The following is a 25,888-nucleotide window of genomic DNA, read 5'->3' as shown; positions in this document are numbered from 1 at the left end:
TATTTTTTGACCATGCGGCCAGAAAACAAGCCGGATCGACAAATGTCGTTCATCGAGGAGGCGCGGCGAGCACAGATCATCGCGTCCGCGATCGAGGTGCTCGCCTCGGTCGGCTTCGCCAAGGCGTCGCTGGCGGCCATCGCCAAGCACGCGGGCATCAGCAAGGGGGTGATCTCCTACCACTTCGCCGGCAAGGACGAGCTGATGGAGGAGATCGTCACCCAGATCTACACAAAGATCGCCGAGCGGGTCATCGCCAGGCTGGAGGGCCAGGACACCGCCGTCGGGATGCTGCGCACGTACATCCTGTCCGTGGCCGAGCACATGCGCGACCACCGCACCCAGCTCCTGGCGCTGGGTGAGATCTTCCACAACCTGCGCGACGCCGAGGGCAAGCCGCGGTACGGCGCGCACACCAACGAGGAGCTCTACCAGGGCATCGAGCACATCTACCGGTTCGGACAGAGCACGGGCGAGTTCCGTGCCTTCGACCTGCGCGTCATGGCGATCACGCACTCCTCCGCCGTCGACGCCATGTTCGCCTACTGGGCGGTCACCCCTGACCACGACCTCGACGCGCACGCGCGCGAGTTGGCCGACTTCTTCGAAAGGGCGGCGGCGAAGTGAAGACCGAGACCAGGACCAGAACCAGACTGTTCGCCGTCGACAACCTGCGTGTGGTGCTCACGGTCCTGGTGGTCCTCCACCATGTCGCGATCACCTACGGCCACATCCCCGCTTGGTACTACTTCGAGGAGGCCAAGGACGCCAGCGGCGTCGCGCTCGACATCCTGGTGATGTTCAACCAGGCGTTCTTCATGGGGTTCTTCTTCCTCATCTCCGGTTTCTTCACGCCCGCCTCCCACGACCGCAAGGGCGGCGGGGCTTTCGTCCGTGACCGGTTGAAGCGGCTCGGCATCCCCCTGCTGGTGTTCCTCCTGCTGCTACGGCCCCTGCTGGTCGCCGGCTTCTACCCGGACGGCATTCCGTACTGGTTGTTCTACCTCGGCTCGTGGGACGCGGGCCCGATGTGGTTCGTGGAGGTGCTGCTGGTCTTCGGCATCGTGTACACGCTGTGGTCGAGGCGGGCCGGAGCGTCGAAGCAGGCCGTCGAGCCCCGGCGCACCGAGCTGACCGCGCGGGCGATCGTGCTGTTCGCGCTCGGGCTGGCGGTGGCCACGTTCCTGTGGCGGTTCCTGGTGCCCGTCGGGACCTACTGGATCATAATCGGGCTGCCGACGCCCTCCCACCTGCCGCAGTACGCCTCGATGTTCGTCGTCGGAGTGCTGGCCTACCGGCGTGGCTGGTTCGAGACGCTGCCCGCCAAGGCGGGACGGATCGGCTTTCTCGCCGCGACCGGGGTGACGCTGGTTGTGCTGCCGCTGAGCATGACGACCGAGGGTGTGCTCCACCAGGCGTTCAACTCCCTGTGGGAGTCGACGTTCGCCGTCTCGATCATCGTCGGGCTGATCGTGCTGTTCAGGAACCGGTACAACCGGCAGGGGGAGGGTGGCAGGTTCCTCTCCGAGCACGCCTACACGGTCTATTTCATCCATCCGGTCGTGCTCGTCGCGGTCGGCTACGCGCTGGCCTGGCTGCACGCTCCGGCGATCGTCAAGTTCGTCGTGGCCGCCGCCGTCTCGTTGCCGCTGTGCTGGGGGGTGGCCTGGCTGGTGCGTGCGCTACCCGGCGCCAGGCGGGTGTTGTGAGGTCAGGTCTCCGTGCAGGTGGTGTCGGTCGCGGGCATGACGCCGTCCACCAGATAGCGGTTGACGATCCGGTCGACGCAGTCGTTCTTCGGGGAGAACAGGCCCGCGTAGACGGTGTGCCGGAAGGCGCCGCGCAGGGTGACCAGGCGTGATCCGGTCAGGGCCCGGTGGGTGGCCCGCTGGCCCTGGTACGGGGCTCCCGGGTCGCCCGTCGCACCGACCATCAGGACCGGCACGTCGTTGCGGACCCGGGTCGGCGGCTCCGCGGGCGCCACGGGCCAGAACGTGCAGGGGGTGAGATTGCGGATGAGCGGCCCGAACAGGGGCTCCCCTGCCCGGTGGGCCTGGATGTCGCGGTAGTAGGTCTCGGGGTCGCGGGAGGCCGCCCGGTCCGCGCAGAAGATCGCGTTCTGTACGGCCGACGCCCCGTCCACGTCCGGCCCGGAGAAGCCGGTCAGCACCTGCTCAAGGACCGGGGTCGGGGTGACCTCGACCCCCCTGGCCGCGTCGCCGAGCACCTTGACGTCGGCGGCGAAGCTGCCGTAGGCCTCGTCGCTGTCTCCTCCGGTGACGTTGAACATGATCATGGGCAGCACACGACTGTCCACCTGGAACCGGCCGACCTTCAGCGGGCCCCGGCCGGTCGTCCGGTTGATCCGGTCGACGACGGCCAGCACCTCGCCCGCCGTACGGCCCAGCCGGTAGCGGTCGTGGTGACGGGCCGTCCAGGCCGCCCAGTCCCGCATGACCCCGGCGAGGGCCGGGCCCTGGTACCGGGCCAGGTCGGGGCCGTAACGGTCGACGTCGAGCGCGCTGTCGAGGACGACCCGGTCGGCACGGCCGGGGAACAGCTGGAGGTAGACGGCGCCCAGGTAGGTGCCGTACGACGAGCCGAGGTAGGACAGCTTCCGCTCGCCGAGGGCGGCGCGGATCACGTCCATGTCCCTGGCGGTGTCCCTGGTCGAGACGTACGGCAGCACGTCCCGGTGGGCGGCGCAGCGGGAGGCCAGGTCCCTGGCCAGCGCCGTGGTCCGGTCGAAGGAACGCCGGTCGGGCCCGGCGGAGCCGACGATGGGACTGGGCCAGCCGCAGTTCAGCGGGGTGCTGCGCCCGACGAAGCGGGGGTCCATCCCGATCAGGTCGTAGCGGGCGGCGACCTCGGGCGCGGCGTTCTTCACCATGAGCGCGAGGTAGGTCACCGGGACGCCGGGGCCGCCGGGGTTGTAGAGCAGCGTGCCGCGCCGGTGCGCGGGGTCGGTCGCCTTCAACCGGGACATCGCGACCTTGATGGTCCGCCCGTCGGGACGGCCGTAGTCGAGCGGCACCGTGACCTCGGCGCACTGGGCCTTCGCCGCGTCCAGTTCCTTGCCCGCCTCGTCGTCGGGGCCGTTCTGGCAGCGGTGCCAGTCGATCCGCTGGTTCTGGAACCTGGCCAGACCGTCGTCGGCCGTCGCCCTACCGGTCAGAACGGTGGCCAGGGCCGTCCCGGCCAGCACCGCCGCCATCCCTCGTCCGCGCATCGGACTCTCCTCTCGCTTCGTCATGCGGGGCACGAGGCTAGGCGGGCGGGCCGCGGCGGCGCGTCAGTCCGGGGTCTGGTCTTGCCAACCCTTGTGACCTGGGCTTTCACCTGCCGGGGGATGGTTCTTTGCGGAGGGTGTCCTCCTGGGGTCGCAGGTCCTCCGCGTCATCGTCATCCCCAGGGGGCACGTGTTCACCGGGCCGCGGAACCTAACATGTGTCACGCGATGCGGCTGTTCAGGAGGAATGCCCCGATGTTCGGAGTTCACCGGCGTGACGGGGTGCTCGTGGCCGTGATCCTCCTGGGGTGCGTGGTCCTCAACGACCGTGTCTACGGCTCCCCGGGGCCGTTGGTCCTCCAGGTGGCGCTGGCGGCGCCGCTGGTGTGGCGGCGGCACGCGCCGTTCACGGTGTTCTGCGTGGTGGCCGGGGCGGCGCTCGTGCAGTGGTTCGCCGACGTCCAGACGCTGACCGACGTGGCGTTGCTGGTCGCCCTCTACACGGTCGCCGCCCGTTCGGCCTGGCGGTACGCGCTCGCCGCCGGGGTCGTCCTCGAAGCGGGAGTCCTGCTGGCCGCCGCCCGCTGGGCCGCGCCCGCCGACAGGTTCCTCAACTCGGCCGCCTTCCTGACCGCCGTGGTCGTGGCCGTCGCCGTCACCGGCGTGAACACCCGCATCAGGCAGGAGCGCGCCGTACGGCTCGAACACGAACGGGACCAGCGGGAACGGCTCGCGGTGGCCGAGGAACGCGGACGCATCGCCAGGGAGATGCACGACATCGTCACCCACAACCTGTCGGTGATGGTCGCGCTGGCCGACGCCGCCGTCTTCGCCCAGCGGTACTCACCCGAGCGGGCCGAGGTCGCCATGCGGCAGATCTCCGGCACCGGACGGCAGGCGCTGACCGACATGCGGCGTTCCCTGGGCGTGCTGCGGGCCGACGAACCGGACGCGAGCCGGCATCCGGCTCCCGGCCTGGCCGAGCTCGAACCGCTCGCCGCCCGGACGCGCGCCGCGGGACTGTCCGTCCGTCTCTCCCTTGAGGGGGACGTCTCGGCGGTTCCCGCCGCCGCGCAGCTCACGGTCTACCGGCTGGTCCAGGAGGCGCTGACCAACACGTTCAAGCACACCCCCTCCGGGACACGCGCCGCCGTACGGGTGCGGTGCTCGGGCGACGCCGTCACCGTCGAGGTCGTGGACGACGGCCCGGCGGCGCGGGCCCCCGGCCCGCCGTCGGACGGGCACGGCCTGGTGGGCATGCGCGAACGCGCCGCCGCGTACGGCGGGGCCCTGGAGGCCGGTCCCCGTGACGGCGGCGGTTGGCGGGTCGCGACCAGGCTCACCCTGACCACGACGGGCGTGACCGGGGGCCTGGGCATGGCGAGGACGGCCGGGCCCGGTTTGGACGGGGCGGGTGAGACCGGGGGCCCGGAAACGCCGGGTGCCGCCGGGCCTGGTCCGGGTGTGGCGGCCGGTAAGGGGGCGGTGTGACGATCCGGGTGTTGCTGGTCGATGACGAGTCGCTGCTGCGGATGGCCTTCACCATGGTCCTGGACGCCCAGCCGGACATGGAGGCCGTCGGGGAGGCGGCCGACGGCGCCGAGGCCGTACGGCTCGCCAGGACACTGCGTCCCGACGTGGTGCTGATGGACGTCCGGATGCCCGGGATGGACGGCATCGAGGCGACCGGCCGGATCACGCGTGTCTCACCGTCGTCGAAGGTGCTCATCCTGACCACCTTCGACCTCGACGAGTACGCCTTCGCCGGGCTGCGGGCCGGAGCCTCCGGCTTCCTGCTGAAGAACGCCCTGCCCGAGGAGTTGCTCACGGCCATCCGCAACGTCGCGGCGGGCGACGCCGTGGTCTCCCCCAGGATCACCCGGCGGCTGCTGGAGACCTTCGCCCACCGGCTTCCCCACGGGGAGCGTCCCGTGTCCGACGAACGGCTGGAACGGCTCACCGCGCGTGAGCGGGAGGTGCTCGTCGAGGTGGCGCGCGGTCTGTCGAACACCGAGATCGCCGCCGAACTGCACCTCGCCGAGGCGACCGTGAAGACCCACCTGGGCCGCATCCTGCTGAAACTGGAGCTACGCGACCGGGTCCAGGCCGTGGTCTTCGCCTACGAGAGCCGCCTCGTCCACCCGGCGTGAGCGTTCCGGTCAGAACAGGGTGAGCGGCTCGACCGGTACGGGCTCCGGCAGCGGGGCCAGGGCGGGCAGGTGGGACCGTACCTCGTCGTGGAAGCGCCGGGCGAGCGCGGGGGCGTCGGCGTTGTCGGGGGTGTGCAGGAAGAAGGTCGGCGAACGGCCCTCACGCAGCCACGTCACGACCGTGTCCACCCAGGGCCGCCAGCCCTCTGCGGTGCGTTCGGCGTCGTCCCGGCCGATGTAGCGGACGATCGGGTTCCCGGTGAGGGCGGTCGTACGGCGCGGCATGCGCGGCTTCTTCGTCCAGGACTCCCGCTCGGCGTCGGTCGTCGGCGGCGTCTGGAAGAGGACGACCGTGTCGAACGGCACCCACTCGGCCCCGGCGCCCGCCAGGACCTGTTCCAGCAGCCGCGCGGACCGCTCGTCCTCGAAGAACGCCCGGTGCCTGACCTCGACGGCGTACCGGTGGGACCGGGGAAGCCGGTTGAGAAAGGCCGCGAGAACACCGAGGTCACCCGGGGAGAACGAGCCGGGAAGCTGGATCCACAGCGCGTGCGCGCGTGGGCCGAGCGGCTCGATCGCGTCCAGGAACGCCCTCAGCTCCTCCTCCGCGCCGTTCAGCCGGCGTTCGTGGGTGATCGGTTTGGGCAGCTTGAGCACGAACCGGAAGTCGGGGTCGGTCTGCTGCGCCCACAGCTCGACCGTGTTCCTCGCGGGTGTGGCGTAGAAGGTCGTGTTGCCCTCGACCGCGTTGCACAGGCTCGCGTAGGCGTGCAGCCGTTCCTTCTGCGGAAGGGGATGGGGGATGAAACGCCCCTGCCATGAGGTGTTCGTCCACATCGCGCATCCCACATGAAGCCGCATGTACCGACGCTATCCGAGTACGGCCCGCGTCCGGTCATCGGATGCGGGCCGTACTGATGATCCACCGGGTTCGGCGGCCGGGTTCAGCGGGGTTCGGCGAAGGCGAGGGCGCGGGCGGGGTTCTCCACCATGATCTTGTGGATGACCTCGTCGCCGACGCCGAGTTCACGCAGCGCGGGCAGGAAGTAGCGCGAGATGTAGTCGTACCCCTTGCCGCCGTACTTCCTGAGCTGGATCTTCTGGCACACGTCGTGACCCAGCACGATCTGGTCCGCGTAGCCCCGTTCGATCAGGTCCGCGACGCCCCGGACGACCTTGTGGTCGCTGGTCAGGAAGAGGTGTCCCCACGGGCTTCCCGGCGAGGCCAGGAAGTCCAGCTCGATGAAGGCGCCACGGGCGACGAGACGCTCGGCGAGCGAGGGGTTCGTCACCGCCTCCATGCAGTGGCCCATGACGACGTTCGTCGGGGCGACGCCCTCCTCGTCGAGGATGTCGAGCACGGCGATCTTCTCCTCGCCGACTCCCCCGACGTGGAAGGTGATGGGGGCGCCGGTGATCCTGCTCGCCCGGCCGCTCGCGCGCACGCTCTTGAGCTCGTTCTCGGTCAGCGGCGCGGAGTCGGCGCCGACCTCGCCGATGATGCCCGAGCGGACGCCGGTCTCGCCGACCCCGAGCACGACGTCGCGCACGATGATGTCGGTGAGGTCGTCGACGGTGAGCTCGTCCATGTTCTCCGGGTGGAAGGTCGGGGTGTACCAGCCGCCGCCCATGACGACGTTGAGCCCGCTCTCCCGGGAGAGCCGCAGGAGGCCCTCGGGGTCGCGGCCGACGCCGATGGGCGAGACCTCGACCAGGGTGCCTCCCCCGACGTCGGCGAAGGCGAGCACCTCCGTCAGCATCTCGTCGAAGTCGCCCATCGCGTCACTGTCGGCGTTGGGGAACCCGTGACGCGTGCGGGCGAGGTTGGCGAGGGTGAGCGGCTCGGCGGCCTCCGGGGAGTCCTCTCCGGGACGGCGGAAGCGCGCCGGGCGCCGCAGGTCGACGAAGACGTGCTCGTGCATGAGCGTCTCCCCGAGCGTCGACGGGTCGACCGGGCCCGTGACGGTCAGCGCCTTGCCCGCGATGTTCGGGATCTCGAAGGGGTAGCGGCTCACGAGTCTGCCTTCGGGGTCGTGATGGTCAGAAGTCGCCTCGGGTTGCGCACGGTGACGGTCTCGATGAGGGCGTCGTCCGCGCCGACCATCCGCAGGTAGTGAACGAGTTGCTGCAGGATGAAGCCGTACCCGCCGCCGCCGTAGGCGAGGAGGTGCGACTTGGTCGAGACGTCCTGCGACAGCAGGACCCGCTCGGCGTGTCCCCTGCGCGCCAGTTCGACCACGGCCGTCGCCACGTCCTGGTCGTCGGAGACGCTCAACACGGACGGCAGCCTGCCGAGCTGGTCGAACTGCACGAACACCCCGCGTTCGAGGAGCGGTTCGAGCTCGTCGGGGCGCGGGGAGAGCGGGTCGCAGTGCCCGACGACGACGCGCGTGAGGTCCGCGCCCTCCTCGGCGAGCAGGTCGAGCACCCGCCGCTGGGTCGCGGGGTCGGCGGAGCGGTCGAGCGTGATCGCGGCACCGGTGGCCGCGGAGGCCCGCGCCGCCGCGACGAGGATCGCGCGTCCCGTGGGCTCGTCGGGGTCGAGTGCGCCGAGTTCGCCGATGACGCCCGCGCGCACGCCGTCCACGCCCTCGGTGATGTCCCTGACGATCTCCTCGGTGAGCCCGTCGACGTCGCCGGAACCGGTGGGGCGGTGTCGTCCCGCGCCCATGACGACGGCCAGGCCGGTCGCCTCGGCGATACGGCGCAGCGCGGCCGGGTCACGCCCGAGGTCGGGGGTGGTGACGTCCACCAGCGTGCCGCCCCCGGCCTGCTTGAACGCGGTGGCCTCGCGGACGGCCAGCGCCTCGTCGCCGAGAAGCAGGTTGTCCCTGTTGGGGAGGCCCAGACTGACCTCGCCGAGCAGTTCCATGGTGAGCGGTTCCCGCGGTTCGGTCCCGTCGCTGAAGTCGCTCAGCAGATGTTCGTGGGGCATGACCGCGCCGAGGGCGTCCGGCGCGAGGTCACCGGTGACGGTGACGACCCTCGCCGCGCGCGCGGTTGCCGTGGTGGAGTCGGTGGTGGACACCGGGCCAACATAACATAGAAGATCGTATATGATACAGAGGGCAATCCGTGTGTCTCCGAGACGGAACGGCACGTGGACGCGCCGCGCCGCCGGCCGTACGAAACCATGGACAGGTCCGTTCCGAACTCCCCTGTCCCCGGGCCGGCCGACGGCCCGTCAGCCCCCGGCCAGAGCCTCGGCGGCCCTGCGGACGTGGGCCTGCAACGCGGCCTCCGCGCGGTCGTCGAGGGCCGCCGTGGTCGCGGGAAAGGCGTCGGACAGGTCCACCATGACGTCGAGGACCACCTCGTCCAGGAGTTCGTCGAGGGAGGAAGGCCCCGTTTTGGACCGTGCCCCGGCCAGCCGTGGCCCGTTGACCATCTCCAGGGCGATCCGGTGTAGCTCCTCCGGGGAGAGCATCACCTGCGGGTCCCAGGGACGGCTCTGGTCGAAGCGCCGTTCGTCGAACTCCTCGATCTTCAGTTTGCGGGCGGGACGGCGCGCGGGAGGCAGGGGGGTGTCGGGCCGCAGGACGATTCCCTCGGCCGTGTTGTCCGGCACCTCGGGCAGGCCGAGCATCCGCGGCACACGGGTGGGGAAACGGCGGGGCAGACCGTCGAGATCCGTCAGGCTCCCCCTGGCGAGAAGCGGCACGACGTCGAGACCGGTGTCGGCGGCGATCGAGGCGATGTCCGCGTAGGGCAGGAAGGTCCCGGGGTCGTCCGGCCCCTCGTGACGCAGCACGTCGAAAAGGGCGAAGCGAATCCCGGGGCTGTACCAGACGCCCGTCTGGACGGGGGACGCGCCCGGCACCGGGGAGACGCCGGGGTGGGGGTAGTGGCCGCCGTACAGCTCGCCGTAGAGACGCACCGCCGAACCACCGCGGGCCAGGGCGGCCTCAACGGCCCCGGCGAAGGCGGCGCGCAGGAGCTGCCAGCCGAAGAACGGCTCGTCGTCACGCAACCACGCCTTGCGCTTGCCCACCGACAGGCCCTCGCCGTCATGGGCGATCACCATCTGGGCCCCGTGGACCTTCTCGGTGGCCACCCACGGACCTCCGGCGGTGCCCCCACCGGCCCGGTCGGCGGCGGGGATCTTGGGGTAGGCGAGATGTCGCATCGGAGCAGTATGGCCGAGACGAACTCGGAAACACCTCTGCTTTTCCGGCCGGTCCGAAGCCTGTTCCGGCCCGGCCCTGAGCCGGTTCTGCCGGTCCGGAGCCGGTGGTCAGATCGGGTTCGCCCCGGGGCCGCCGATCGTGATCTCTGTATCGTGCGGCGGATCGCTTCTGCGCCGAAGGACCGAGGCCACGGTGGCCCGTGCGCCGTGGTCTCCGTGGAGCCGTCTCATCACCGGAAATGCTTTACCCGGGGCCTACGACCTTTTTGAGATGGTCTCCACGACCAGGAATGACCAGCCTTCCGGACAATCCTCCTCGTCGTCACAGAAAAGTAACAACAGCCCAGGAGAAGCGGGTTCGGCGTGGATGAATCACATGGCTCTCGCTCCACATTGTGGAAGCTCGCATTACTCACCTGCGGACCGCTGCTGACGACGGCGCTGTCGGTGTGGGCCTTCAGCCAGGTACCGGCCGACGCGGTGGTCCCTGTCCATTGGAATGCGATCGGCGAGGCGGATCGATACGTGTCGAGGCTGGAGGCGCTCCTGACGCTTCCCATCGTCTCGATCGTCGTCAGCCTCGTGGCCTGGCTGGTCGACATGCTGGGAGGCGTTCAGCGGAACGTCGTACCCGGATGGGTGCTGATCTCTCTCATGCTCGTGACGGCGCACGGCTTCGTCCTTCAGGCGGCGCTGTCCGGCAGGGCGGTCCTGCCCCGGGTGATCGTCGGGGTGCTCGGCCTGGCCGTACTGGCGCTGGCCGGCAGGCCTTCCGTACCGGCCGGATGGAGATGGGGAGCCGCCCTCCTCGGCTGCGCCGTCCTCGTCGCCGCCTTCGCCGTACCGCTGTGACTCGCCACCCTGTTTCAGCTCCACAACCCTCGATAGGCCTCACGCAGGTCGGAAGTCCCGGGAAGGCCGCGGGTCTCGATGGCGCTGATCACCTCGTTCGCCCGCCAGTGGTTGGACGGCACCAGCACACCGCTCGTCATGGCTTCGAGGACGAGCCGACCGGCCTCGTCGGGCTGGTCGGCCGACAAGGCCAGAGCCAGGTCGAGACGCGCGGACACCGCCCTGCGCGGGCGGAACGGGACATCCGCCTCCATCCGCGCCACCACCTGCCGGGCGTACGGCACGGCCGCCGGGTCGCCGAGCCATGACAACGTGGTGGCGACGTAGGCCTCGCTCTTCGAGGGGTCGTACCGGTAGTGGTGCTCCGGACGATCGGGCGCCGACAACGGCGAGACCAGCCGGGCGACCCGGTTCAGCACGTCACGTGTCTCAGGACCTGACCCGAGCCGCGCCCATATCCGGCCTTCCTGCGCGGTCGCCTGGATGAAGGCGGAACTTCTCCGTGGCGCCAAAGCCTGGGCTCCCTGGGTCAGGGACAAGGCTCGGCGGTAGTCGGCGGTCGTGACGGCCTGCCAGGCCTCCGTCTCCAGACACCATGCCGCGATCTCGGGGTGTTCGGCGTGCCTGGCCAGCTGTGTGGCCGTCCGAAGCCACGTCGCCGCGGCCTCGAACTGGCGAAGGTCGATATGGCAGGTGGAGGCCAGCAGGGACAGCCAGCCTCCGGCCGCGAGAAGGCGACGATGCTCGACAAGGGTCTTCTTCGCGTCGACCAGGTGTGAGACATAGGCCAGGTGCTGCCGTATCCGGCCGAGCAACTCCGCCGGTGATGTCCCCTGGTAGGCCGTCGCGAGATCGTCAACGACCCCTTCCAGCCGGTCGAGGGTCTCACCACCGACATCACTGGCGGCGACCCTGCGGGCCAGTTCCAGCGCCTCCGTCTCCTCATCAAGCCGGACAGAGGTGTCATCGTCGTCATCACTGAACAACGCGGACTCATCGGTGCCGAACACACGGCAGTACAGCATGGGATACGGGTCTTTGGGCCGGTGCTTGCCCGCCTCCCAGTTCTTGATCATGCGGATCAGGGACTCCCGCTCGGGCAACCGGGCACGGGTTCGCGGATCCGCGGCCTCAGCCAGCTCCCGGGCCAGCTCCCGCTGGGTCCACAGTTTGCCGCGCCTGGCAGCGCGCAGCCGTACAGCCCAGGGGGGAACAGCGCTCATCGCGCACCTCGAAGAAGTGGGAACCGTCTGTCCCCCTCAGTCTTCCCCGCCTGCACTTTCCATATGGCCGCTTCGGGGAATCGCCGTACGATCCGGTGGCCGCCCGCCGGGGCGAGCGGCCGGAGTGGTCATCGGATGGTGACGCGGTCTCCCTCCGGTGCGCCGACTGGCGAGTTGTTCACGAGGTGGGAGGCCAGCGCCCCCTGCCGTCGGGGCCGCCGTGGTAGACGCCGGTGGTACCCGTCCCACTGCGGGAAGCCCTGCCAACCGCCCGTCAGGATGTAGTTGGCCGTTCGAAGGCGATGATGACCTTCGGCGAGGCGCTCTGGGCGGCCTGCGCCACCGGAACGAAGGCGCAGGCCGCCAGAACCACAGCGGTCACCAGTCCCCCGAGCCTGCTCGATAATCTCACAACAGTCCTTTCTGGAACCCTGCTTTCTCTTGTCGGGATGGACGCCGGCCAGACCGAATGACATTTTTTGAAATGCCATACAGATACCCGGAAAGCATTATTGTGACCCGTGCTTACCGAGCGAAAAGAATCCGTCACTGCCATCATGTGAACCATGGAAAAAACCGGCGGACCGGGCTGCGTGTTCTGCGCGATCGTTCGCGGCGAGGCCGAGGCGAGCGTTCCCCACGCGGACGACCGGGTGATGGTGATCATGGACATAGGGCCCGTGACCCCCGGTCACCTCCTCGTCATCCCGCGCGTCCACGCCGTAGGGCTGGAGGACCTCGACGAGGAGACGAGCACGTACGTGTGGCGGACCGGCCACCGGATGGGCCGGGCCCTGCGGCGCTCCGGTCTGCGATGTGAGGGCGTGAACGTCCTCCTCGCCGACGGGGAGGCGGCGTTCCAGGAGGTCTTCCACTTCCACCTGCACGTCTTCCCGCGTTTCACGGGAGACGGTTTCCGGATAACCGCCGACTGGGGAACAAGGACACGCGACCTGCTCGACCAGGAGGCGGAGGCGATCCGGTCCGGCCTGACGGAGTTGGATCCGCACGAGAACCTGAGACTCTGACGGTTTCCAGGTGCCACGGTTTCCAGATGTCACGGCAGGAAGATCAGGCCCAGGCCGATCAGGACGTCGAACACGCCACACCACTCGGCGTAGGAGCGGGCCACGACCCTGCCACGGCGCAGGTGCGCGAAGTCCCAGACTCCGTGCAGCAGCCATCCGGCCCCCACGATGTACCGGCCGGCCTCCGGGTCGAGGGCCAACCCGGCCAGCGCGAGCGCGCCGTACCCGATCATGCCGAGCGCCTGGAGCCTGAACTCGCCGGAGCGGCGTGCGTGCCCGTCGAGCACGCCCCACACCAGTACGGCCAGCGCCAGGGCGAATAGGACGGTGGACGGCGCGACCAGGTTCAGCAGTCGCGACCCGATGACGATCGCCGTGCCGACGCCGAGCAGCGGCCATGACAGCGCGGGGCGGTCCAGCTTGGCGACGACGAGGTAGAGCAGCGGCAGGAGAGGCAGGATCTGCGCGAGGTTCCCGGCCCCACCGTCCAGGGTGAGGAACGCCAGGCCGACGGCGACGGCGGTCGGCCAGCGGCCTTTCAGTGCGTCGATCCAGCGTGTGGAGGGCGTCGAGAGGCGCATCGAAAGGCTCCTTCGTGTGGGGCCTCCAGGCTCTTCGACGCGGATGCCTGTCGGTAGCGCCGAAACCACACGTGATCGCATGACATCTGTCATCAGTGGACAATGGCCGTGTGCGTGACGTACCGGTCGATCCAGGGGCGGGACTGACGAACCTCCGTCGCTCCACCTGGTGGAGCCTCATCGGCGTCACCGTGTTCTTCCTGACCCTCAGCGTCAGGAGCCGGATCATGGACCCGGCGGTACCGGTCGCGGTACGGCTCGCCGCCGTCGCCGCCCTCGCACTGACGGTGACGGCCGTCGCGGTGTCCGTCAGCCGTCGGCTTCCGCGCCTCCCCCACGGGTCTCCGTCTGTCACGACCCCGGTGTGGTGGCTGGTGGCCGGTGGCGCGGGCTCCGTGATGTTGGGGGTGATCCTGCTCGCCCTGCAGGACCGCGGGCTCTGGTCGTTCGGCCCGGCCATGATGGTCGCGATCACCGCGACCTTCCTGTCGCCCCGGCGCCGCCGCCTGTTGATCGTCACCGCTGCGGCGGGTGTGGCCGTACTCGGCGGGATCACGGGGCGGGGATCGGTCTTCGCGGCGGCCTTCCCCGCCGGGCTGATGATCCTCAGCGGCTGGGTCACACTCGGGATGCTGTGGGCGTGGGACGTCGCCGAGCGGCTGAACGCCGCCCGCCGGTTGTCCGCGGAGCTGGCGGTCAAGGACGAACGACTGCGGTTCGCCGCCGAGTTGCACGACATCCAGGGCCACCACCTGCAGGTGATCGCGCTCAAGAGCGAGCTGGCGGCGCGGCTGGCCGAGGCCGACCCCTCGCGTGCGACCGCGGAGATGCGGGAGGTACGGCGGCTCGCCGCGGACGCGTTGCGCGACACCCGGGCCGTTGTCCAGGGATACCGCCGTGTCACGTTCGAGGAGGAGATCGCGAACGCGACCAGGGTGCTCACCTCGGCCGGTGTCGACGCCCGGACGAAGCTCGACCCCGCCCTTCCTCCCGGCCCGGGACGGCACCTGCTGGGGCTTGTGGTGCGGGAGGCGACCACCAACGTGCTGCGCCACAGCCACGCCCGGTACGCCGAGATCGAATACCGGACCGCCGACGGCCTGGCCCGTCTCACGGTCACCAACGACGGTGTGTCCGAACGGCCCGACGCGGACACGGGTACCGGCCTGCGGTCACTCGCCGAACGGCTGCCGACCGCCGGAGGCGAGCTGACCTGGCGGCACGACGGCGACCGCTTCGTCGTGACGGCCCGCGTGCCCATCGAGGAGATGTGATGATCCGGCTGCTGGTCGCTGATGACGAGGACCTGGTCAGGGGTGCCCTGGTCGCACTACTGGGGCTGGAGGACGACCTGACCGTCATCGCCGAGGCGGCCACTTCCGCCGACGCCGTACGGCTGACGCTTGAGAATCGGCCCGACATCGCCGTGCTGGACCTGGAGATGCCACCGGCCGACGGCCTGCGTGCCGCCGAGGAGATCAGGGCGAACTCCCCTATCAAGATCATTCTGGTGACACGACACGCCCGCCCCGGGGTACTGCGCCGTGCGCTGTCAGTCGGGGTGAGCGGGTTCGTGCCCAAGACCACCCCCGCGACGAGGCTGGCGGAGATCATCCGGGATGTCGCCGCCGGACGGCGCTACGTCGACCCCGAGATCGCCGCCACGGCCCTGACCGAGGGCGCCTGTCCGCTCAGCGACCGGGAACTCGCGGTACTGCGGGCCTCCCGGACCGGGGCCTCGATAAAGGAGATAGCCGTCCAGGTCCACCTGGCTCCGGGCACCGTGCGCAACTACCTGTCGGCGGCCATGGCCAAGCTCGGCGTCGGCTCCCGCCACGCTGCCGCCCACCGCGCCTGGGAGGAGGGCTGGATCTGAGCCGCGAGCCGTCCCCCCTCGGGCGCGTTCAGGAGAACCTGTTCCTGCGCCAGTCGTCGAGGACCGCCAGCGCCCGGGGCGTCTCCTCGGGGAAGCTCAGCGTTTTGGCGAGCATCCAGAGCGCGGCCTGCAACCGCCGAGCCCGCAGGAACGGCCCAAACCCCGGATCGTCCGGATCCACCCCATACTCCTGTACGGCCCGCCGCCCCGAGCCGAGCATGCATGCGAGGTCCCAGCCCACCGGACCGAGACAGGCCTCCTCGAAGTCGATCCAGCGCGGCCCGTCAGGGGTCGCCAGGAGGTTCCCCGCGTGCGCGTCTCCGTGAACGGCCTGGACAGGACCCTGCCGGCGGTGTGATTCGGCGCGCAGCAGATCGAGTTCCTCGCGCAGTTCGGCGTACGTCCCCCGGCCCGGGTGATCCCGCGAGTCCAGCAGGTCGAGAAGGAGGACGGTCTCCTCAAGCGCCGGTCCGAGATACGGCAACTCTCCGGGACAGTCGCGAAGAGTCGCGTGCAGATCCGCCGGCGCCCGGCCGGTCGCGGCCTGCCGAACGTGGTGACCGTGGGAACACGGGCCACGATCGGCGCCGGACGAAGATGCACCCGAACGCTGGAAGAGTCCTTCGACACCACCGGCTCATCGACCCGCACACCGTACTCGGCGGCGACCGCGACAGCGACGGAGACAGGCGTGGCGACGTTCACGGAACCATTGTGTCCCGGCGTTCACGGGGCACCGACGGCCCGGGGTTCTCGGTTCGGAGCCGACTCTCCGGTCATATTTCGAGGCCGTGGCCGCAACCTGCTCCGACAGTGACGTTCACAGACGGCGTCCTGGTCTCGGTACCTCCACGAAAGACCGTGTCATCGGTTTTCCGCGCAACCCGCACAGCATCGCCACGCCGCCGGCGCGCATCCGGGAGTTATCGTCAAAGAAAAGTCGACCACAAAACGGGAACGACGACAGCCGGAGGAGAGCTCGTCGGAGCAGGTTCGGAGAACGAACCAGAAAACGACCTTTCTTGATTCTCGCCTGACCAGAGGAGCCGGAGCGAACACTCTCATGAAACGACTCAAGGGAATGATCTGGTGGAAGGTCGTCCTGGTCGGCGTGATCGCGCTGCCGACTTATATCGCGCTGTCCGTTTCCGACGGCGAGAGGGGCTGGGATCTGCTCGCACGATCCGCCCCCGTGATCGTGATTCTTGTCCTCGCGGTCGTTCTGGCGATCCGCGAGTACCGCGCGGGTCGCCAGAAGGACTAGCCGAAAAGCGCACGAGCCCACACCCCGCCGTTTCGGCACGATATGGATCGTGGGAACGGTGGACACGTGTTCCGTTCAGTTGGGGATCCTGAACGGCCGTCGGCAGGGAACGAGGTTGGCGCACTTCTCAAGCGGTCCCGCAGAGTTGAGTTTCAGCGACTCCTCGCCCCAGCGCGACTGGTTTATCGGCAGGTCACCGAAGTCCACGACCTCGGCCTCCGGAGGGGCGACGACCTTCACCTTCGCGTTCCAGTGGTGGTACCGGGTGTCCACCACGCTGTCGTACGTTCTCGTGACCGTCTTGCCCTTGGGCCTGAATTCCTGTTCGGTTTCCGCGTACCGCGTGACCAGGCGGACGGGAATTCCGTTCCTGTCGACGAACAGTCTGAACGAGATCTTCAGCTTTTCCGGGTTCATGGGGCCCCGCTCGGCGTACAGATCCTCGGTTCTGAGGGTGCCGCGATACTCACCCGAGTGGAAGGAGGTGGCTTTCGAGATCACGAACTTCAGCCTCGCGGGGCTGAGGACGTCAACGCGTTGTTCGCCGCGCTGGCCGTACCACTGCCAGGTCGCGCTCTTGCCGAACCTGATCCAACTCGTTCCTTCGGGCATCGGCCCCCACTCGAAACCCTGGACATAGGTGTAGCGCCCCACATTGACCGCACGGAGGGGGGTCCTCATGGTTTCCAGTTCGTCGGCGCTGAGAGTGGCCCTGTTCTTTGGGGTGATCTTCACCTTCTCGGTGAGGTCGTAACCGACCACTCCGGGCTTCCCGAACGCGATCGTGCCGGTGGTTCGGCTGGTGTAGGTCTCCTTCGACGCCTTGACGGTCGTCCGGCTCGTCTCGGAGACCAAGACGCCCCGTCCGGCCACGAACTGCTTCCTGAGAGCTTGGACCGGCTCTACAGGCGGCGCGGCAAGAGCGGTTCCGGTATCGGTGAGTAAAGCCGCGAACACACCAAGCGCGACGACGACGCTGAGACGCTTCATAACGCTCCTTCGGCTAAAGCAGGCGATGAAGATCGTGCCACCCGTGAATCACATACGGATGTCGGACGATCGCGTCCTCATTCATCGGACGGAATGCCGCACCGGAGCTTGAAACGACGGGCCGACCTCTTCTGGCGCGACATGGACCGACCGGAGGCCCCGGCCCCCTTGGTCGGTGGGCCGGGGCTCCGGTCCGGTTCTACGCGCGCACGAAGCCGTTGATGACCAGTGGGAGCGACGCGTCCACACCCGCCATGTTCAACACGCCTTCGTCGTCCGGCTCACCGATCGAGTAGCCGGCAGCGGTCATCGCCGCGACCACGACCCGGGCCCGCGGGTTGACGCTGTCTCGGTAGGCGCGCAGCGCCTGCGACGGGTGAGTACGGCCGGCCCACGTCTCGTTGTCGGTGAAGACCACGATGCCATCGGCGTGGAACCGCTCACGCCGCGCCCAGACGAACGGGAGCGACAGGTCGGTGCCGCCGCCCGAGGGGCTCCAGGTGGAGATCTCCCGGAGGTTCGTGCGCGGCGTCACCTTGGAGGGGTGGACATCGGTGTCGACGTCGATGACGTGGACGTCGCCGTGCTCGATGCGGGCGAGCATGACAGCCATGGCGCAACCGACCTCGTACGGCGAGCCGACCGGCGACCCGCCGACCCGCACCCCACCGCCCCAGCTCATCGATCCGGACGAGTCGACGGCGACCAGCAGTCGCTTCCCCGAGGGTTCGACGGCGCCGAAGGCGAGCTCGTACGTCTCCTCCAACGCGTCGGAGACCGCCGGCACCGGCTGCCACACCTGCCGGTCGGCGCGCGGGTTCGGCTGCGCCTGTCCCGAGTTGTAGACGCGGAGTGCGAGCCAGGCGTCCATCGGGTGGATGCGCGCCTTGAGGATCGCGTCACGGTCGGTGAGCCTGGCGATCGCCCGGCCGGTGGCGTCGCCGAGGGGCTTGAGCGCGCCGATCCGGGTCATGCGGGCCAGGTTGCGGATGAGGGCGGTCATGCCGACGGTGTCGATGAGCGCCTCCCACACGGCGGGCTCGCGCAGCATCGCGTCGGGGAGGAACTCCCACGGCACCCGCGCCTCCGTCACGACCCGGACGGCCTGGTCGACTGTGGTGACGGCCTTCGCGGTGAGGAACCGGTCGACCGCCGGCAGCTCGTCACGCGCCTCGTCATCGGTGACGTTTCCGGCGATCCACCCGAACAAGGCCTTCCGCTGCTCGGAGTCAGCGGCAGGGTGGGCGATCCGCAGCACGTCCCGCAGGTCGAACGCCTCACCCTGTGGCGTCTTACGCTGCCGCGCCTTCACCGCCTTGAACGCCACGTGGTCCGGGTCATCCCGCAGGAACCAGGAGCCGAGCGCCGTCCGAAGCGACCGGCCCACCCGCGGCGCCGTACCGCGTGAGGTCGGCTTCCCGCCAAGGTTCTTGTAGTAGCCGAAGAACTGCGCCAGATGGTCCGTCGTCCGGGCGACCTTCGCAAGTGCCGACTTCGCCGCCTGGCGCGTGTCGGCGTCCCCCCGGGCGTAGCAGGCAGCGAGCGCGAACAGCGCCGGCCGCGGCTTCGGAGCGCGCGGCGGGCGAGCCGTTGAAATGTCCGTGAGCAGCCGCACAACGCGCGGTCCGTCCTCGGCGATCGCCTGGAACAACACGCCGGCGTTCTCCGCCGTCAGCTTGTCCTCACCCACGTAGTAGGTGCCGCCCGTCGTGCCGAGGATGAGGAAGTCCTCCAGGCGGGTCCACAGATCCTTGGCGAACACGTAGCCGCCCGCGGCGTTGGGCACCTGGTCGCTGCGGCCGGGGATCGGCTGAGACTGCGGGGTCGCGACCGTCGACACCGCGGCGAGGGGATCACGGGGAGCCATGGGCGTTTCCTTCCGTTCGACCCGCCCAGAGGCGGATACGCGAAAAGGGAGAGCGGATGTGGGATCTCCGACCGGCTGTGCCCTACCAAGCTGGGCGATGGATCAGGCGAGCTGACCCGACAGGACTCGAACCTGCATTCACCATGTGATAACCGACTGGATTCGACCCGCTCTCCCCGTTCATCAGCCCTTCCGGCGACGCGGATGTGGAGAGACCGACCGGCCGTTGAACGTGCTGGGCCGCTGCACCACACCACCAGAAGGCGGCGCCGGGATTCGAACCCGGGTCTCCGCTTTTACAGAGCGATAACCGATCGAGATTCGACCCACGCCACCGGCAGACCGATGAACGATCAGGTCTGGAGCCGTCACGGATATGGGGACGCCCACCGGCCTTTTTGGCGCTCTACCGACTGAGCTACCGAAGCCGAAACTTCGGACAGGACTCGAACCTGCGACAACCCCATTAACAGTGGATAACCGACGAGGCTTCGACCCGTGCCGGCACCAGACCTGACCAGCTCATCGGGCCGAGAGAAGGCACGGATATGAGGGCGGACACCGGCGGCATCTGATTTGAAGAGATAACCGATGTCCTTCGACCCGCACCGTCTCCAGGCCCGATGAACTGCATGCAACGCTACCGATTCCCGTGACGCGTCACACCTGAATTTCCGGACGAGAGTGACAACCGAGGGAAATGTGATCGCATCCCTCCGAATGGTGTGATCACGCGGCCGTCCGACGACGGCAGGCTCGTGAGCGGCGGTCGACGTCCTCGCCATATGCGTCATATGCGCCGTAGGTACGGAGTGAGGGTATATCGTCACACGAGGCGCGTCCTGTGGTCCTGGTGCGTACGGCGGTGTGGCCCCGACTCTGCGAGTTGAACGCCGACACACCGTCGAAGAGTCGCACGGCCGGAGACCTTGCCGTTTTCACATAACCGGGAGCAACCTCATGAGGACTAGCATCCTTTGAGGCCACACGGATTGGTGCGGCCAGAAGCTGTTATCGGGCCACACCCGCGTAGCCGTACGAACAACCGACCAAGGACCACGATGTCGATAGCCGAGAGTCTGGCAATCCTTCACCGCGCCGCCAAATCCGGAACGGTCGTCATCACGGCGTCGGAGCCCGCCTCCACCGAAGCCGTCCGCGACCGCGAGACAGGGCTGAAGCCCCATTTCGGAACCATCGACTGGACGGCCCCGCCCAGCTACCGGGCTTTCCTCGCCGAGCACAACACCTTTTCCTGTAAGCGCTGGGACGCCTCATCCGACCGGTACATCGAGTTCGTCGTCGTCGGTGACGATGCCGTCGTCGAGCTGAACTCCGATCTCGTGCACATGCCCGAGCATGTGGACCGCGGCGACGGCCGGTGGCTGTCCACCAACCACCTGGTCGGCTTCGCCCTCGCCGACGCGGACAACGAGGCGGTCTGGTGCTTCGACGTCACCCAGCCGGACGCGGACGGCGAATACCCGGTCTACCACCACCACTACGACGACCAGGAAGGGCGTGCCCGCTACGTTGAGGGCGGGGACTGGGAGGACCCGGCCAACTCCACCCCGGACTTCCCCACGTTCGCCGCCTGGCTGGACGCGATGACCAAAGCGTTCACCGCGCCCGAACCACCGAGCTGGTTCGAACAGCTGGGCTCTCCGGGCTTCTACCCGGGGCCGTAGGAGGCCGTACGGGTAAGGGCGCGAGCATGGTCGGCGATTCCCGGGGGGCGCCGGCACGCCTGTCCACGCGATCTCCAGGAGCGAAGGGTCCCACCCCCGTACGGCGAGCACCGAATTCGTCCGTCGTCACGGCCCTCCACCTGGTCCGCGCGCGCAACGCAGCCTGTCCGGCCATCATGAGCACCCACATGAAGGATCTCGCCGTGGCACCGACTCCAACCGTGGTGTCCGAACCAGGTCGCCCTACCGACGACGACATGCGAACTCGACGAGTCGGCAGGGAGGCCCCCGCGCATCGGGTACGGTCCCGTCTCGGGCCGCGGGAAACGATCTCCCGAATTCCTCCCACCCAGGGAGCGAAGATCATTTCCATGGGAGGAAGACGAGCCGTTCAGGCTGGTCAGAGACATGAAAGCGAGTGGAGCCTAGGAGATTCGAACTCCTGACATCCTGCTTGCAAAGCAGGCGCTCTGCCAACTGAGCTAAGGCCCCGAGACCAGGTCGCCGACCGGCATGTGGAAGTGCGCTCGCGACCTGCTTCAGGCGTACACGGTAGCAACTGGACGCCCTCCGACGCCACTTGACGCATGACCACCCGGAGAAGGGTCAGCGGGCGGAGGCGCCCACGGGGGTCTCGGCGGGACGGTCGGTCAGGACCAGGGAGGGCAGGTCCCTGACGGAGTCCAGGATGTGGGTGGCGCCGCCCTTGAGGAGGCGTTCCCTGCTGTGGGCCCCGGTCATGATCCCGGCGACGACCGAGGCTCCTGCGCGCCGTCCGCAGAGCATGTCGTTCTCCGAGTCTCCGGCCACCGCGACCTGGCGGACGTCCTGGACACGAAGGCGCAGGAGCGCGCTGAGCACCATGTCGGGCATCGGGCGGCCACGGCCGACGTCCTCGGTGCAGAGCACGAGGTCGAACCGGTCGGACCAGCTCAGGTCGGCCAGCACCCGGCTGATCAGGGAGCGGCTGAAGCCGGTGGTCAGGCACACCTTGACGTCGCCGTCGCGGAGTGTGTCCAACGTCTCGACGATGCCGGCCGCCGGGACGAGGCCGGAACGGCCGATGGCGCCCTCGTAGGAGCGCTCGAAGGTCAGATTGGCCGCCTGGGCCTGAGCCTCGTTGTCGGGGAAGATGCCCCGGAAGACGTCCAGTGTGGAGCGGCCCCGGGACCGGTGTACGTGCACCATGGCACGTGCGTACGCGCCGGTCCCGGGCACGATTCCCTGTGTGGCGATCGCCTCGGCGAACGCCCGTTCGACCATGACGACATCGCCGATCGTGGTGCCCGCCAGATCCAGGCAGACGAGCCTGATGGGGAGCGTTCCCCCATCGTGGGCAAGGACCATGAAAGCACCCGAATCGGTAGCCGCGTTGTTCAGTTCTCGCTTCCTGTGGCCTCAGTCCACAGGTCGAGCTCGGCGCGGTCCGCCTGCACCTTGCGCCAGATCAGCAGTCCCCCAAGCGCGACGAGCGCGAGAACGAGCAGCTTCTTCACGGTGTGACCCCACTTCTTGACGGTCTCACCTGCCGGGGTGAGACAACGCCCGGTTCCAACGTTTTCCCTGCAGCCTAGCAAGGGATCGGGCCATGATCCGGTTTGGGCGACAAGCCGAAGCGGCCAATCACCGTCAACCGGGTGATTCTAAACATCACGCCGTACGGCTCGCATCCAAACGGCCGCAATGCGCGACGAGTCGGGCCTCATGGCCGTTCCCGCTTCACCATAACCCCCGGAAACCTCTGGCGGCGCACCCACCCGGGGACGATCTTCCCCAAAGCCCGCACGATCAGGAAATATGCGTATTTTTGGGTAGGCGCAGGGGAGGAAAACCAGGAGATCAACGCTGTTCCCGCCTTCCGCCGCCCTTGCGACGAGTGCCCCCGGGCCTGGTCAGCGCGTCGCGTCCCCGGTGCACGATGTCCCTGACCGCCTTCAGCCCGGCCTCGTCCCTCGCCGCCGCCAACGCCGCCTTCGCCGCGTCGTAGGCGTCGAGGGCCTCGTGCCAGTCGGCCGCCTCGGCGTCGGTGCCCGCCTGGTCGAGCAGGTCGATCTCCTCGCCCAGCGAGGTCACCTCCTCCTCGACCGCACGCCTGGAGTCCTCGAACCGGGCCCGTTCCCGTACGGCGGCCCGCCTGCGCCGTACGACTCCCAGGGCCATCCTGGCGGCGAGGGCGGCGGCGGCCAAGCCGAGCAGCCACAGGACGACGACCCAGCCGACCGGCATCTCGCTCGTCGAGCCGGAGAGGTCGGCGTCGTCGACGTTGGCCGTCTCCATGTCGGTGACGTCCGCCCCCTGGAAGGACGCGCCCTTGAGGTGGGTGGAGGACAGGTCGGCACCGATGAGGGAGGCGTTCCTGAAGACCGCGTCGAAGTACTGGCCGCTGCTCAGGTCGGCGTGTTCCATCATGGCCCCGGTGAAGTCGGCCCGGTCGCCCTTGGCGCTGCCGAGACGGGCGTCACGCAGGTCGGCGCCCTTGAAGGAGGCCCCCCTGAGGTCGGCGCTGCCGAGGTTGGCCGTGGCCAGGACGGCCGAGCCGAGGTCCGCGCCCGTCAGGTCACCGCTGCCGACGTCGGCGCCGATGAGACGGGCCTGGCGCAGGTCGGCCCCCTTGAGGGAGCGGAGCCTGGCCCCGGACAGCGACGCCTTGCGCAGGATCGCGCGGTCGAGCCGTACGGAACTCAGGTTCAGGCCGTCGAGACGGGCACCGGTCAGGTCGGCGCAGCTGAGGTCGTCAGGGAAGTCGCTGACGCCGGTGAGGTCCCGGCCCGCGTACCGCTGGCCGCTGCCCGGCTCGCAGTTCGCGCCGGGGGCGGGCAGGTCGGTGGGGACGCCCTTGCTGCCCGCCAGGTCGAGGCCGGTGGCGTCGCGCAGGTTGGCCTCGGTGACGTCGGCGTCCTGGAAGGTGGCCCCGTCGGCGGCGGTCGAGTACATCTCGGCCTTGGTCAGGTCGGTCCTGTGGAAGACCGTGTCGATCAGGATCGCGTTGTAGAACCTGGCCCCCGCCGCCCTGACGTCGGTGAGGTCGGCCCGGCGCAGGTCCGCGTAGTAGACGCTCGCCTCGCGCAGGTCGGCCCCGGTGAGCCTGGCGCCGTCGAACTGGGCGTTGTACGCCTTGGCCCTGACCATGCGGACCCCGCGGAGGTCGGCCCCCTCCAGGTGGGCGTAGGCGAACATGGCGTCGTCGAGGGTCGCCTCACGCAGGTCGGCGCCGCGGGCGTCGGCGCCGGGCAGGTTCGCCTCGGTGAGGTCGGCCTCCCGCAGGTCGGCGCCCGCCATGCTCACGGTGGACAGGTCGGCCCCCTTGAGGGAGGCTCCCCTGAGGTTCGCCCGGGTGAGAGGGGCGCGCAGCCGTACTCCGTCGAGGGTCGCGCCGTGCAGGTCGGCGCAGGTCAGGTCGGCGGGCAGGGCGGCCGTGGTGAGGTTCCTGCCGGACAGGTCGACGCCGCTGCCCGGCCTGCACGCCGCCTCGGCCGATGCCGGAGGGGCCTGCGTCACGGCCGCCAGGATCACCGTCGGGGTGAGAAGGGTGAGAAGCCGGAGAAAGACCCGCATTTTCCACTCGCTATCTCCCCCGAAACATCAGGATCCTACCGAAAAGCGGGTCAGGCGTCCTTGACGAGGTCGGCGTAGTCGGGGTGCCGGTCGATCCACTGCCTGACGAACGGACAGCGCGGCACCACCTGGACGCCCTCGGCGCGGGCGGCGTCCAGGGCCGTGCGGACGAGGGAGCCACCCACCCCCTTGCCACCGAACTCGTCCTCCACCTCGGTGTGGGTGTAGACGATGACGCCGTCACGCCGGACGAACTCCAGCTGTCCCGCGTGCCTTCCGTCGATCAACGCCTCGTAGAGGTCGCCTTCGGGTGAGAGCTTGACGTCGACGTGCACGAGAAGTCCTCCTTCGTCGGGCCGCCGGGCGGCGGCCTACCGATCAGCCTCCACCGGAGGGGATTCATTCCCCCGCGGACCACGGAGCCGTGGCGGCCTGGTAAAAGGCACCCAACAGGATTTCCGGTCAACGGTAAACTGGACGGTCACGGCGTCGGTCGTGTGACGCCTTCCGATCCGACAGCCCGCAAAGGTGGCCCCGTGACCACGGTCGTCCGCGTAACCGTCGTCCCCGGCGACGCCCCCGAGGGGATTCTCCTTCTCGCCCTGGGTGGGGAGCTCGACTACACCAACGCCGAACGGCTGCGGCACGACCTGCACGAGGCCGTCGGCCCCGAGCCGCGTGACCTGGTCGTCGACCTGACGGAGCTGAGCTTCTGCGACTCGTCCGGCCTTCAGGTCCTTCTCGGTGTGCGCGAGCTCGTCCAGGCCCGTGGGCGCCGGATCGCGCTGGCCAATCCGCACCAGCGGCTGAAGCGGATCTTCCACCTGACCGGTCTCGCCGAGGCATTCGGCGTCCAGCCGACCGTCACACAGGCGGTGGAGATCCTGACGAGCCAGACCCCGCTGTAGGACGTAAGTCGGCGGGGACCGGGCAGATGTCTAACGACCACCGGACGGGGCGAGGTCGAGGGGGAAGGCGTGACCGGCGACCAGGAACAGCAGTGGCCGATCGATGAGGATCTCGGTGCCCTGCGGGACTTCCTCCTGCGCAGGGCGGCCCTGGCGGGCCTGCGCGACGACCGCCTCGACGACCTGCTGATCGCCGTCAACGAGGCCGTGATCAACGTGCTCGAACACGGCGGCGGTGAGGGCACGGTGACCGTACGGCACGACGCGGACTGCGTCACCGTCGACATCACCGACACCGTGGGCGCGCTCGGCAGGCGTGACGTCCCGCCCCGACGTCCCGCCGACGCCGTGCGGGGCTTCGGCCTGTGGCTGATGAGTCAGCTCTGCGACGAGTTCACCATCCGGCGCAACGACGGCCGCTCGCTGGTACGCCTGCGGATGTGCCTGGACACCGTCCCCGCCCGGTAAGCCCTCTCCGAAGCTTTGCCTCGCGTGGAGATCGGCACGCGAATCCCGGGGGGATCACCTGGCCATCGTCTGCGCGCGAGGGG

25 protein-coding genes, 3 tRNA genes and 1 pseudogene are annotated in these 25,888 nt (G+C 69.1%); 12 read left to right on the top strand and 17 right to left on the bottom strand.

Annotation, left to right across the window (positions count from 1 at the left end):
* Positions 1–12 precede the first annotated feature (12 nt).
* Together ACIBVQ_RS27610 and ACIBVQ_RS27605 are read left to right on the top strand one after the other, a co-directional pair.
* Positions 13–627 (top strand): TetR/AcrR family transcriptional regulator, encoded by a 615-nt coding sequence (locus ACIBVQ_RS27610; protein ID WP_386189749.1) that lies wholly within the window; start codon positions 13–15, stop codon positions 625–627.
* Positions 624–1,709, top strand: a complete 1,086-nt coding sequence (locus tag ACIBVQ_RS27605; protein WP_399180946.1) for an acyltransferase family protein — start codon at positions 624–626, stop codon at positions 1,707–1,709. Before ACIBVQ_RS27610 ends, ACIBVQ_RS27605 begins: the two co-directional genes overlap by 4 nt.
* A gap of 2 nt (positions 1,710–1,711) precedes the next feature.
* On the opposite strand, the gene ACIBVQ_RS27600 is transcribed toward ACIBVQ_RS27605, so the two are convergent.
* A complete protein-coding gene (locus tag ACIBVQ_RS27600; RefSeq protein ID WP_399180944.1) occupies positions 1,712–3,229 on the bottom strand; it encodes an alpha/beta hydrolase in 1,518 nt (505 codons plus the stop codon).
* 255 nt (positions 3,230–3,484) lie between these two features.
* Here ACIBVQ_RS27600 and ACIBVQ_RS27595 point away from each other — a divergent pair, with 255 nt between their 5' ends.
* On the top strand, positions 3,485–4,720 hold the full coding sequence (locus tag ACIBVQ_RS27595; protein ID WP_399180942.1) for a sensor histidine kinase: 1,236 nt from the start codon (positions 3,485–3,487) through the stop codon (positions 4,718–4,720).
* Positions 4,717–5,379: a response regulator gene (locus ACIBVQ_RS27590; protein ID WP_399180940.1), complete on the top strand. Its 663-nt coding sequence runs from the start codon at positions 4,717–4,719 to the stop codon at positions 5,377–5,379. The genes ACIBVQ_RS27595 and ACIBVQ_RS27590 overlap by 4 nt, the downstream gene beginning before the upstream one ends.
* Before the next feature lie 9 nt (positions 5,380–5,388).
* Here the strand turns inward: ACIBVQ_RS27590 and ACIBVQ_RS27585 are convergent, their stop codons facing one another.
* The 4 genes from ACIBVQ_RS27585 to ACIBVQ_RS27570 form a co-directional block, all read right to left on the bottom strand.
* On the bottom strand, positions 5,389–6,240 hold the full coding sequence (locus tag ACIBVQ_RS27585) for a DUF72 domain-containing protein (protein ID WP_362911035.1): 852 nt from the start codon (positions 6,238–6,240) through the stop codon (positions 5,389–5,391).
* A gap of 83 nt (positions 6,241–6,323) precedes the next feature.
* A complete protein-coding gene (locus ACIBVQ_RS27580; RefSeq protein ID WP_386189759.1) occupies positions 6,324–7,394 on the bottom strand; it encodes a phosphotriesterase in 1,071 nt (356 codons plus the stop codon).
* Entirely contained in the window at positions 7,391–8,407 is a 1,017-nt protein-coding gene (locus ACIBVQ_RS27575) for a phosphotriesterase (protein ID WP_399180938.1), read from the bottom strand. The genes ACIBVQ_RS27580 and ACIBVQ_RS27575 overlap by 4 nt, the downstream gene beginning before the upstream one ends.
* A gap of 156 nt (positions 8,408–8,563) precedes the next feature.
* On the bottom strand, positions 8,564–9,505 hold the full coding sequence (locus tag ACIBVQ_RS27570) for an RNA ligase family protein (protein ID WP_386189762.1): 942 nt from the start codon (positions 9,503–9,505) through the stop codon (positions 8,564–8,566).
* A gap of 363 nt (positions 9,506–9,868) precedes the next feature.
* Here ACIBVQ_RS27570 and ACIBVQ_RS27565 point away from each other — a divergent pair, with 363 nt between their 5' ends.
* The gene (locus tag ACIBVQ_RS27565) at positions 9,869–10,357 is read left to right on the top strand and encodes a DUF1648 domain-containing protein (protein WP_399180935.1); all 489 of its coding nucleotides are present in this window, start codon (positions 9,869–9,871) and stop codon (positions 10,355–10,357) included.
* Between the two features lie 14 nt (positions 10,358–10,371).
* Here ACIBVQ_RS27565 and ACIBVQ_RS27560 read toward each other — a convergent pair whose 3' ends face one another.
* Positions 10,372–11,580 carry a hypothetical protein gene (locus ACIBVQ_RS27560; protein ID WP_399180933.1) on the bottom strand — a complete coding sequence of 403 codons (1,209 nt, stop codon included), beginning with the start codon at positions 11,578–11,580 and terminating at the stop codon, positions 10,372–10,374.
* Between the two features lie 566 nt (positions 11,581–12,146).
* On the opposite strand from ACIBVQ_RS27560, the gene ACIBVQ_RS27555 reads away from it, so the two are divergent.
* Positions 12,147–12,608, top strand: a complete 462-nt coding sequence (locus tag ACIBVQ_RS27555; RefSeq protein ID WP_399180931.1) for an HIT family protein — start codon at positions 12,147–12,149, stop codon at positions 12,606–12,608.
* Positions 12,609–12,637: 29 nt separating this feature from the next.
* Here the strand turns inward: ACIBVQ_RS27555 and ACIBVQ_RS27550 are convergent, their stop codons facing one another.
* The gene (locus tag ACIBVQ_RS27550) at positions 12,638–13,189 is read right to left on the bottom strand and encodes a hypothetical protein (protein ID WP_352013540.1); all 552 of its coding nucleotides are present in this window, start codon (positions 13,187–13,189) and stop codon (positions 12,638–12,640) included.
* Between the two features lie 110 nt (positions 13,190–13,299).
* On the opposite strand from ACIBVQ_RS27550, the gene ACIBVQ_RS27545 reads away from it, so the two are divergent.
* Together ACIBVQ_RS27545 and ACIBVQ_RS27540 are read left to right on the top strand one after the other, a co-directional pair.
* A complete protein-coding gene (locus ACIBVQ_RS27545; protein ID WP_399180929.1) occupies positions 13,300–14,463 on the top strand; it encodes a sensor histidine kinase in 1,164 nt (387 codons plus the stop codon).
* Complete coding sequence (locus tag ACIBVQ_RS27540; RefSeq protein ID WP_362911028.1) at positions 14,463–15,065, top strand: response regulator transcription factor; 603 nt, start codon at positions 14,463–14,465, stop codon at positions 15,063–15,065. The genes ACIBVQ_RS27545 and ACIBVQ_RS27540 overlap by 1 nt, the downstream gene beginning before the upstream one ends.
* A 28-nt stretch (positions 15,066–15,093) precedes the next feature.
* Here the strand turns inward: ACIBVQ_RS27540 and ACIBVQ_RS27535 are convergent.
* A pseudogene (locus ACIBVQ_RS27535) lies at positions 15,094–15,603 on the bottom strand (phosphotransferase family protein); the annotation flags it as partial.
* Positions 15,604–16,128: 525 nt separating this feature from the next.
* Between ACIBVQ_RS27535 and ACIBVQ_RS27530 the strand changes: the two are divergent.
* Entirely contained in the window at positions 16,129–16,329 is a 201-nt protein-coding gene (locus tag ACIBVQ_RS27530) for a hypothetical protein (RefSeq protein WP_399180926.1), read from the top strand.
* 75 nt (positions 16,330–16,404) lie between these two features.
* Here the strand turns inward: ACIBVQ_RS27530 and ACIBVQ_RS27525 are convergent, their stop codons facing one another.
* The 4 genes from ACIBVQ_RS27525 to ACIBVQ_RS27510 all read right to left on the bottom strand — a co-directional run bounded on the left by ACIBVQ_RS27525 (position 16,405) and on the right by ACIBVQ_RS27510 (position 19,522).
* Positions 16,405–17,319 carry a hypothetical protein gene (locus ACIBVQ_RS27525; RefSeq protein WP_399180924.1) on the bottom strand — a complete coding sequence of 305 codons (915 nt, stop codon included), beginning with the start codon at positions 17,317–17,319 and terminating at the stop codon, positions 16,405–16,407.
* 199 nt (positions 17,320–17,518) lie between these two features.
* Positions 17,519–19,186, bottom strand: a complete 1,668-nt coding sequence (locus ACIBVQ_RS27520) for a TROVE domain-containing protein (RefSeq protein WP_399180922.1) — start codon at positions 19,184–19,186, stop codon at positions 17,519–17,521.
* Positions 19,187–19,297: 111 nt separating this feature from the next.
* Positions 19,298–19,369, bottom strand: a tRNA-Asp gene (locus tag ACIBVQ_RS27515).
* A 78-nt stretch (positions 19,370–19,447) separates the two neighbouring features.
* Positions 19,448–19,522 (bottom strand) — tRNA-OTHER (locus ACIBVQ_RS27510).
* 725 nt (positions 19,523–20,247) lie between these two features.
* On the opposite strand from ACIBVQ_RS27510, the gene ACIBVQ_RS27505 reads away from it, so the two are divergent.
* On the top strand, positions 20,248–20,874 hold the full coding sequence (locus ACIBVQ_RS27505; protein ID WP_399180920.1) for a hypothetical protein: 627 nt from the start codon (positions 20,248–20,250) through the stop codon (positions 20,872–20,874).
* A 419-nt stretch (positions 20,875–21,293) separates the two neighbouring features.
* Here the strand turns inward: ACIBVQ_RS27505 and ACIBVQ_RS27500 are convergent.
* The 5 genes from ACIBVQ_RS27500 to ACIBVQ_RS27480 all read right to left on the bottom strand — a co-directional run bounded on the left by ACIBVQ_RS27500 (position 21,294) and on the right by ACIBVQ_RS27480 (position 24,764).
* Positions 21,294–21,366, bottom strand: a tRNA-Ala gene (locus ACIBVQ_RS27500).
* 114 nt (positions 21,367–21,480) lie between these two features.
* Entirely contained in the window at positions 21,481–22,221 is a 741-nt protein-coding gene (locus tag ACIBVQ_RS27495; RefSeq protein WP_362783694.1) for an HAD-IA family hydrolase, read from the bottom strand.
* A gap of 29 nt (positions 22,222–22,250) precedes the next feature.
* Positions 22,251–22,370, bottom strand: a complete 120-nt coding sequence (locus ACIBVQ_RS27490; protein ID WP_013130296.1) for a DLW-39 family protein — start codon at positions 22,368–22,370, stop codon at positions 22,251–22,253.
* Positions 22,371–22,713: 343 nt separating this feature from the next.
* The gene (locus ACIBVQ_RS27485) at positions 22,714–24,429 is read right to left on the bottom strand and encodes a pentapeptide repeat-containing protein (RefSeq protein WP_399180918.1); all 1,716 of its coding nucleotides are present in this window, start codon (positions 24,427–24,429) and stop codon (positions 22,714–22,716) included.
* Between the two features lie 50 nt (positions 24,430–24,479).
* Positions 24,480–24,764: a GNAT family N-acetyltransferase gene (locus ACIBVQ_RS27480; protein ID WP_352013554.1), complete on the bottom strand. Its 285-nt coding sequence runs from the start codon at positions 24,762–24,764 to the stop codon at positions 24,480–24,482.
* Between the two features lie 201 nt (positions 24,765–24,965).
* Between ACIBVQ_RS27480 and ACIBVQ_RS27475 the strand changes: the two genes are divergently transcribed.
* On the top strand, positions 24,966–25,337 hold the full coding sequence (locus ACIBVQ_RS27475; RefSeq protein WP_386189777.1) for an STAS domain-containing protein: 372 nt from the start codon (positions 24,966–24,968) through the stop codon (positions 25,335–25,337).
* 69 nt (positions 25,338–25,406) lie between these two features.
* Positions 25,407–25,805, top strand: coding sequence for an ATP-binding protein (locus ACIBVQ_RS27470; protein ID WP_362783685.1), 399 nt, complete (start codon positions 25,407–25,409; stop codon positions 25,803–25,805).
* The last annotated feature ends 83 nt before the right edge of the window (positions 25,806–25,888 follow it).

The sequence above is a fragment of the Streptosporangium sp. NPDC049376 genome (assembly GCF_044466505.1).
GTDB lineage: Bacteria > Actinomycetota > Actinomycetes > Streptosporangiales > Streptosporangiaceae > Streptosporangium.
This window is presented reverse-complemented; position numbering and strand designations above follow the sequence as displayed.

What these genes read in the sequence shown, in the direction of transcription:
- ACIBVQ_RS27610 (WP_386189749.1), top strand. Translation starts at nt 13, where the DNA reads ATGCGGCCAGAAAACAAGCCGGATCGACAAATGTCGTTCATCGAGGAG.
- ACIBVQ_RS27600 (WP_399180944.1), bottom strand. Translation starts at nt 3,229, where the DNA reads ATGCGCGGACGAGGGATGGCGGCGGTGCTGGCCGGGACGGCCCTGGCC.
- ACIBVQ_RS27595 (WP_399180942.1), top strand. Translation starts at nt 3,485, where the DNA reads ATGTTCGGAGTTCACCGGCGTGACGGGGTGCTCGTGGCCGTGATCCTC.
- ACIBVQ_RS27585 (WP_362911035.1), bottom strand. Translation starts at nt 6,240, where the DNA reads ATGCGGCTTCATGTGGGATGCGCGATGTGGACGAACACCTCATGGCAG.
- ACIBVQ_RS27570 (WP_386189762.1), bottom strand. Translation starts at nt 9,505, where the DNA reads ATGCGACATCTCGCCTACCCCAAGATCCCCGCCGCCGACCGGGCCGGT.
- ACIBVQ_RS27560 (WP_399180933.1), bottom strand. Translation starts at nt 11,580, where the DNA reads ATGAGCGCTGTTCCCCCCTGGGCTGTACGGCTGCGCGCTGCCAGGCGC.
- ACIBVQ_RS27555 (WP_399180931.1), top strand. Translation starts at nt 12,147, where the DNA reads ATGGAAAAAACCGGCGGACCGGGCTGCGTGTTCTGCGCGATCGTTCGC.
- ACIBVQ_RS27550 (WP_352013540.1), bottom strand. Translation starts at nt 13,189, where the DNA reads ATGCGCCTCTCGACGCCCTCCACACGCTGGATCGACGCACTGAAAGGC.
- ACIBVQ_RS27540 (WP_362911028.1), top strand. Translation starts at nt 14,463, where the DNA reads ATGATCCGGCTGCTGGTCGCTGATGACGAGGACCTGGTCAGGGGTGCC.
- ACIBVQ_RS27530 (WP_399180926.1), top strand. Translation starts at nt 16,129, where the DNA reads ATGAAACGACTCAAGGGAATGATCTGGTGGAAGGTCGTCCTGGTCGGC.
- ACIBVQ_RS27525 (WP_399180924.1), bottom strand. Translation starts at nt 17,319, where the DNA reads ATGAAGCGTCTCAGCGTCGTCGTCGCGCTTGGTGTGTTCGCGGCTTTA.
- ACIBVQ_RS27520 (WP_399180922.1), bottom strand. Translation starts at nt 19,186, where the DNA reads ATGGCTCCCCGTGATCCCCTCGCCGCGGTGTCGACGGTCGCGACCCCG.
- ACIBVQ_RS27505 (WP_399180920.1), top strand. Translation starts at nt 20,248, where the DNA reads ATGTCGATAGCCGAGAGTCTGGCAATCCTTCACCGCGCCGCCAAATCC.
- ACIBVQ_RS27495 (WP_362783694.1), bottom strand. Translation starts at nt 22,221, where the DNA reads ATGGTCCTTGCCCACGATGGGGGAACGCTCCCCATCAGGCTCGTCTGC.
- ACIBVQ_RS27485 (WP_399180918.1), bottom strand. Translation starts at nt 24,429, where the DNA reads ATGCGGGTCTTTCTCCGGCTTCTCACCCTTCTCACCCCGACGGTGATC.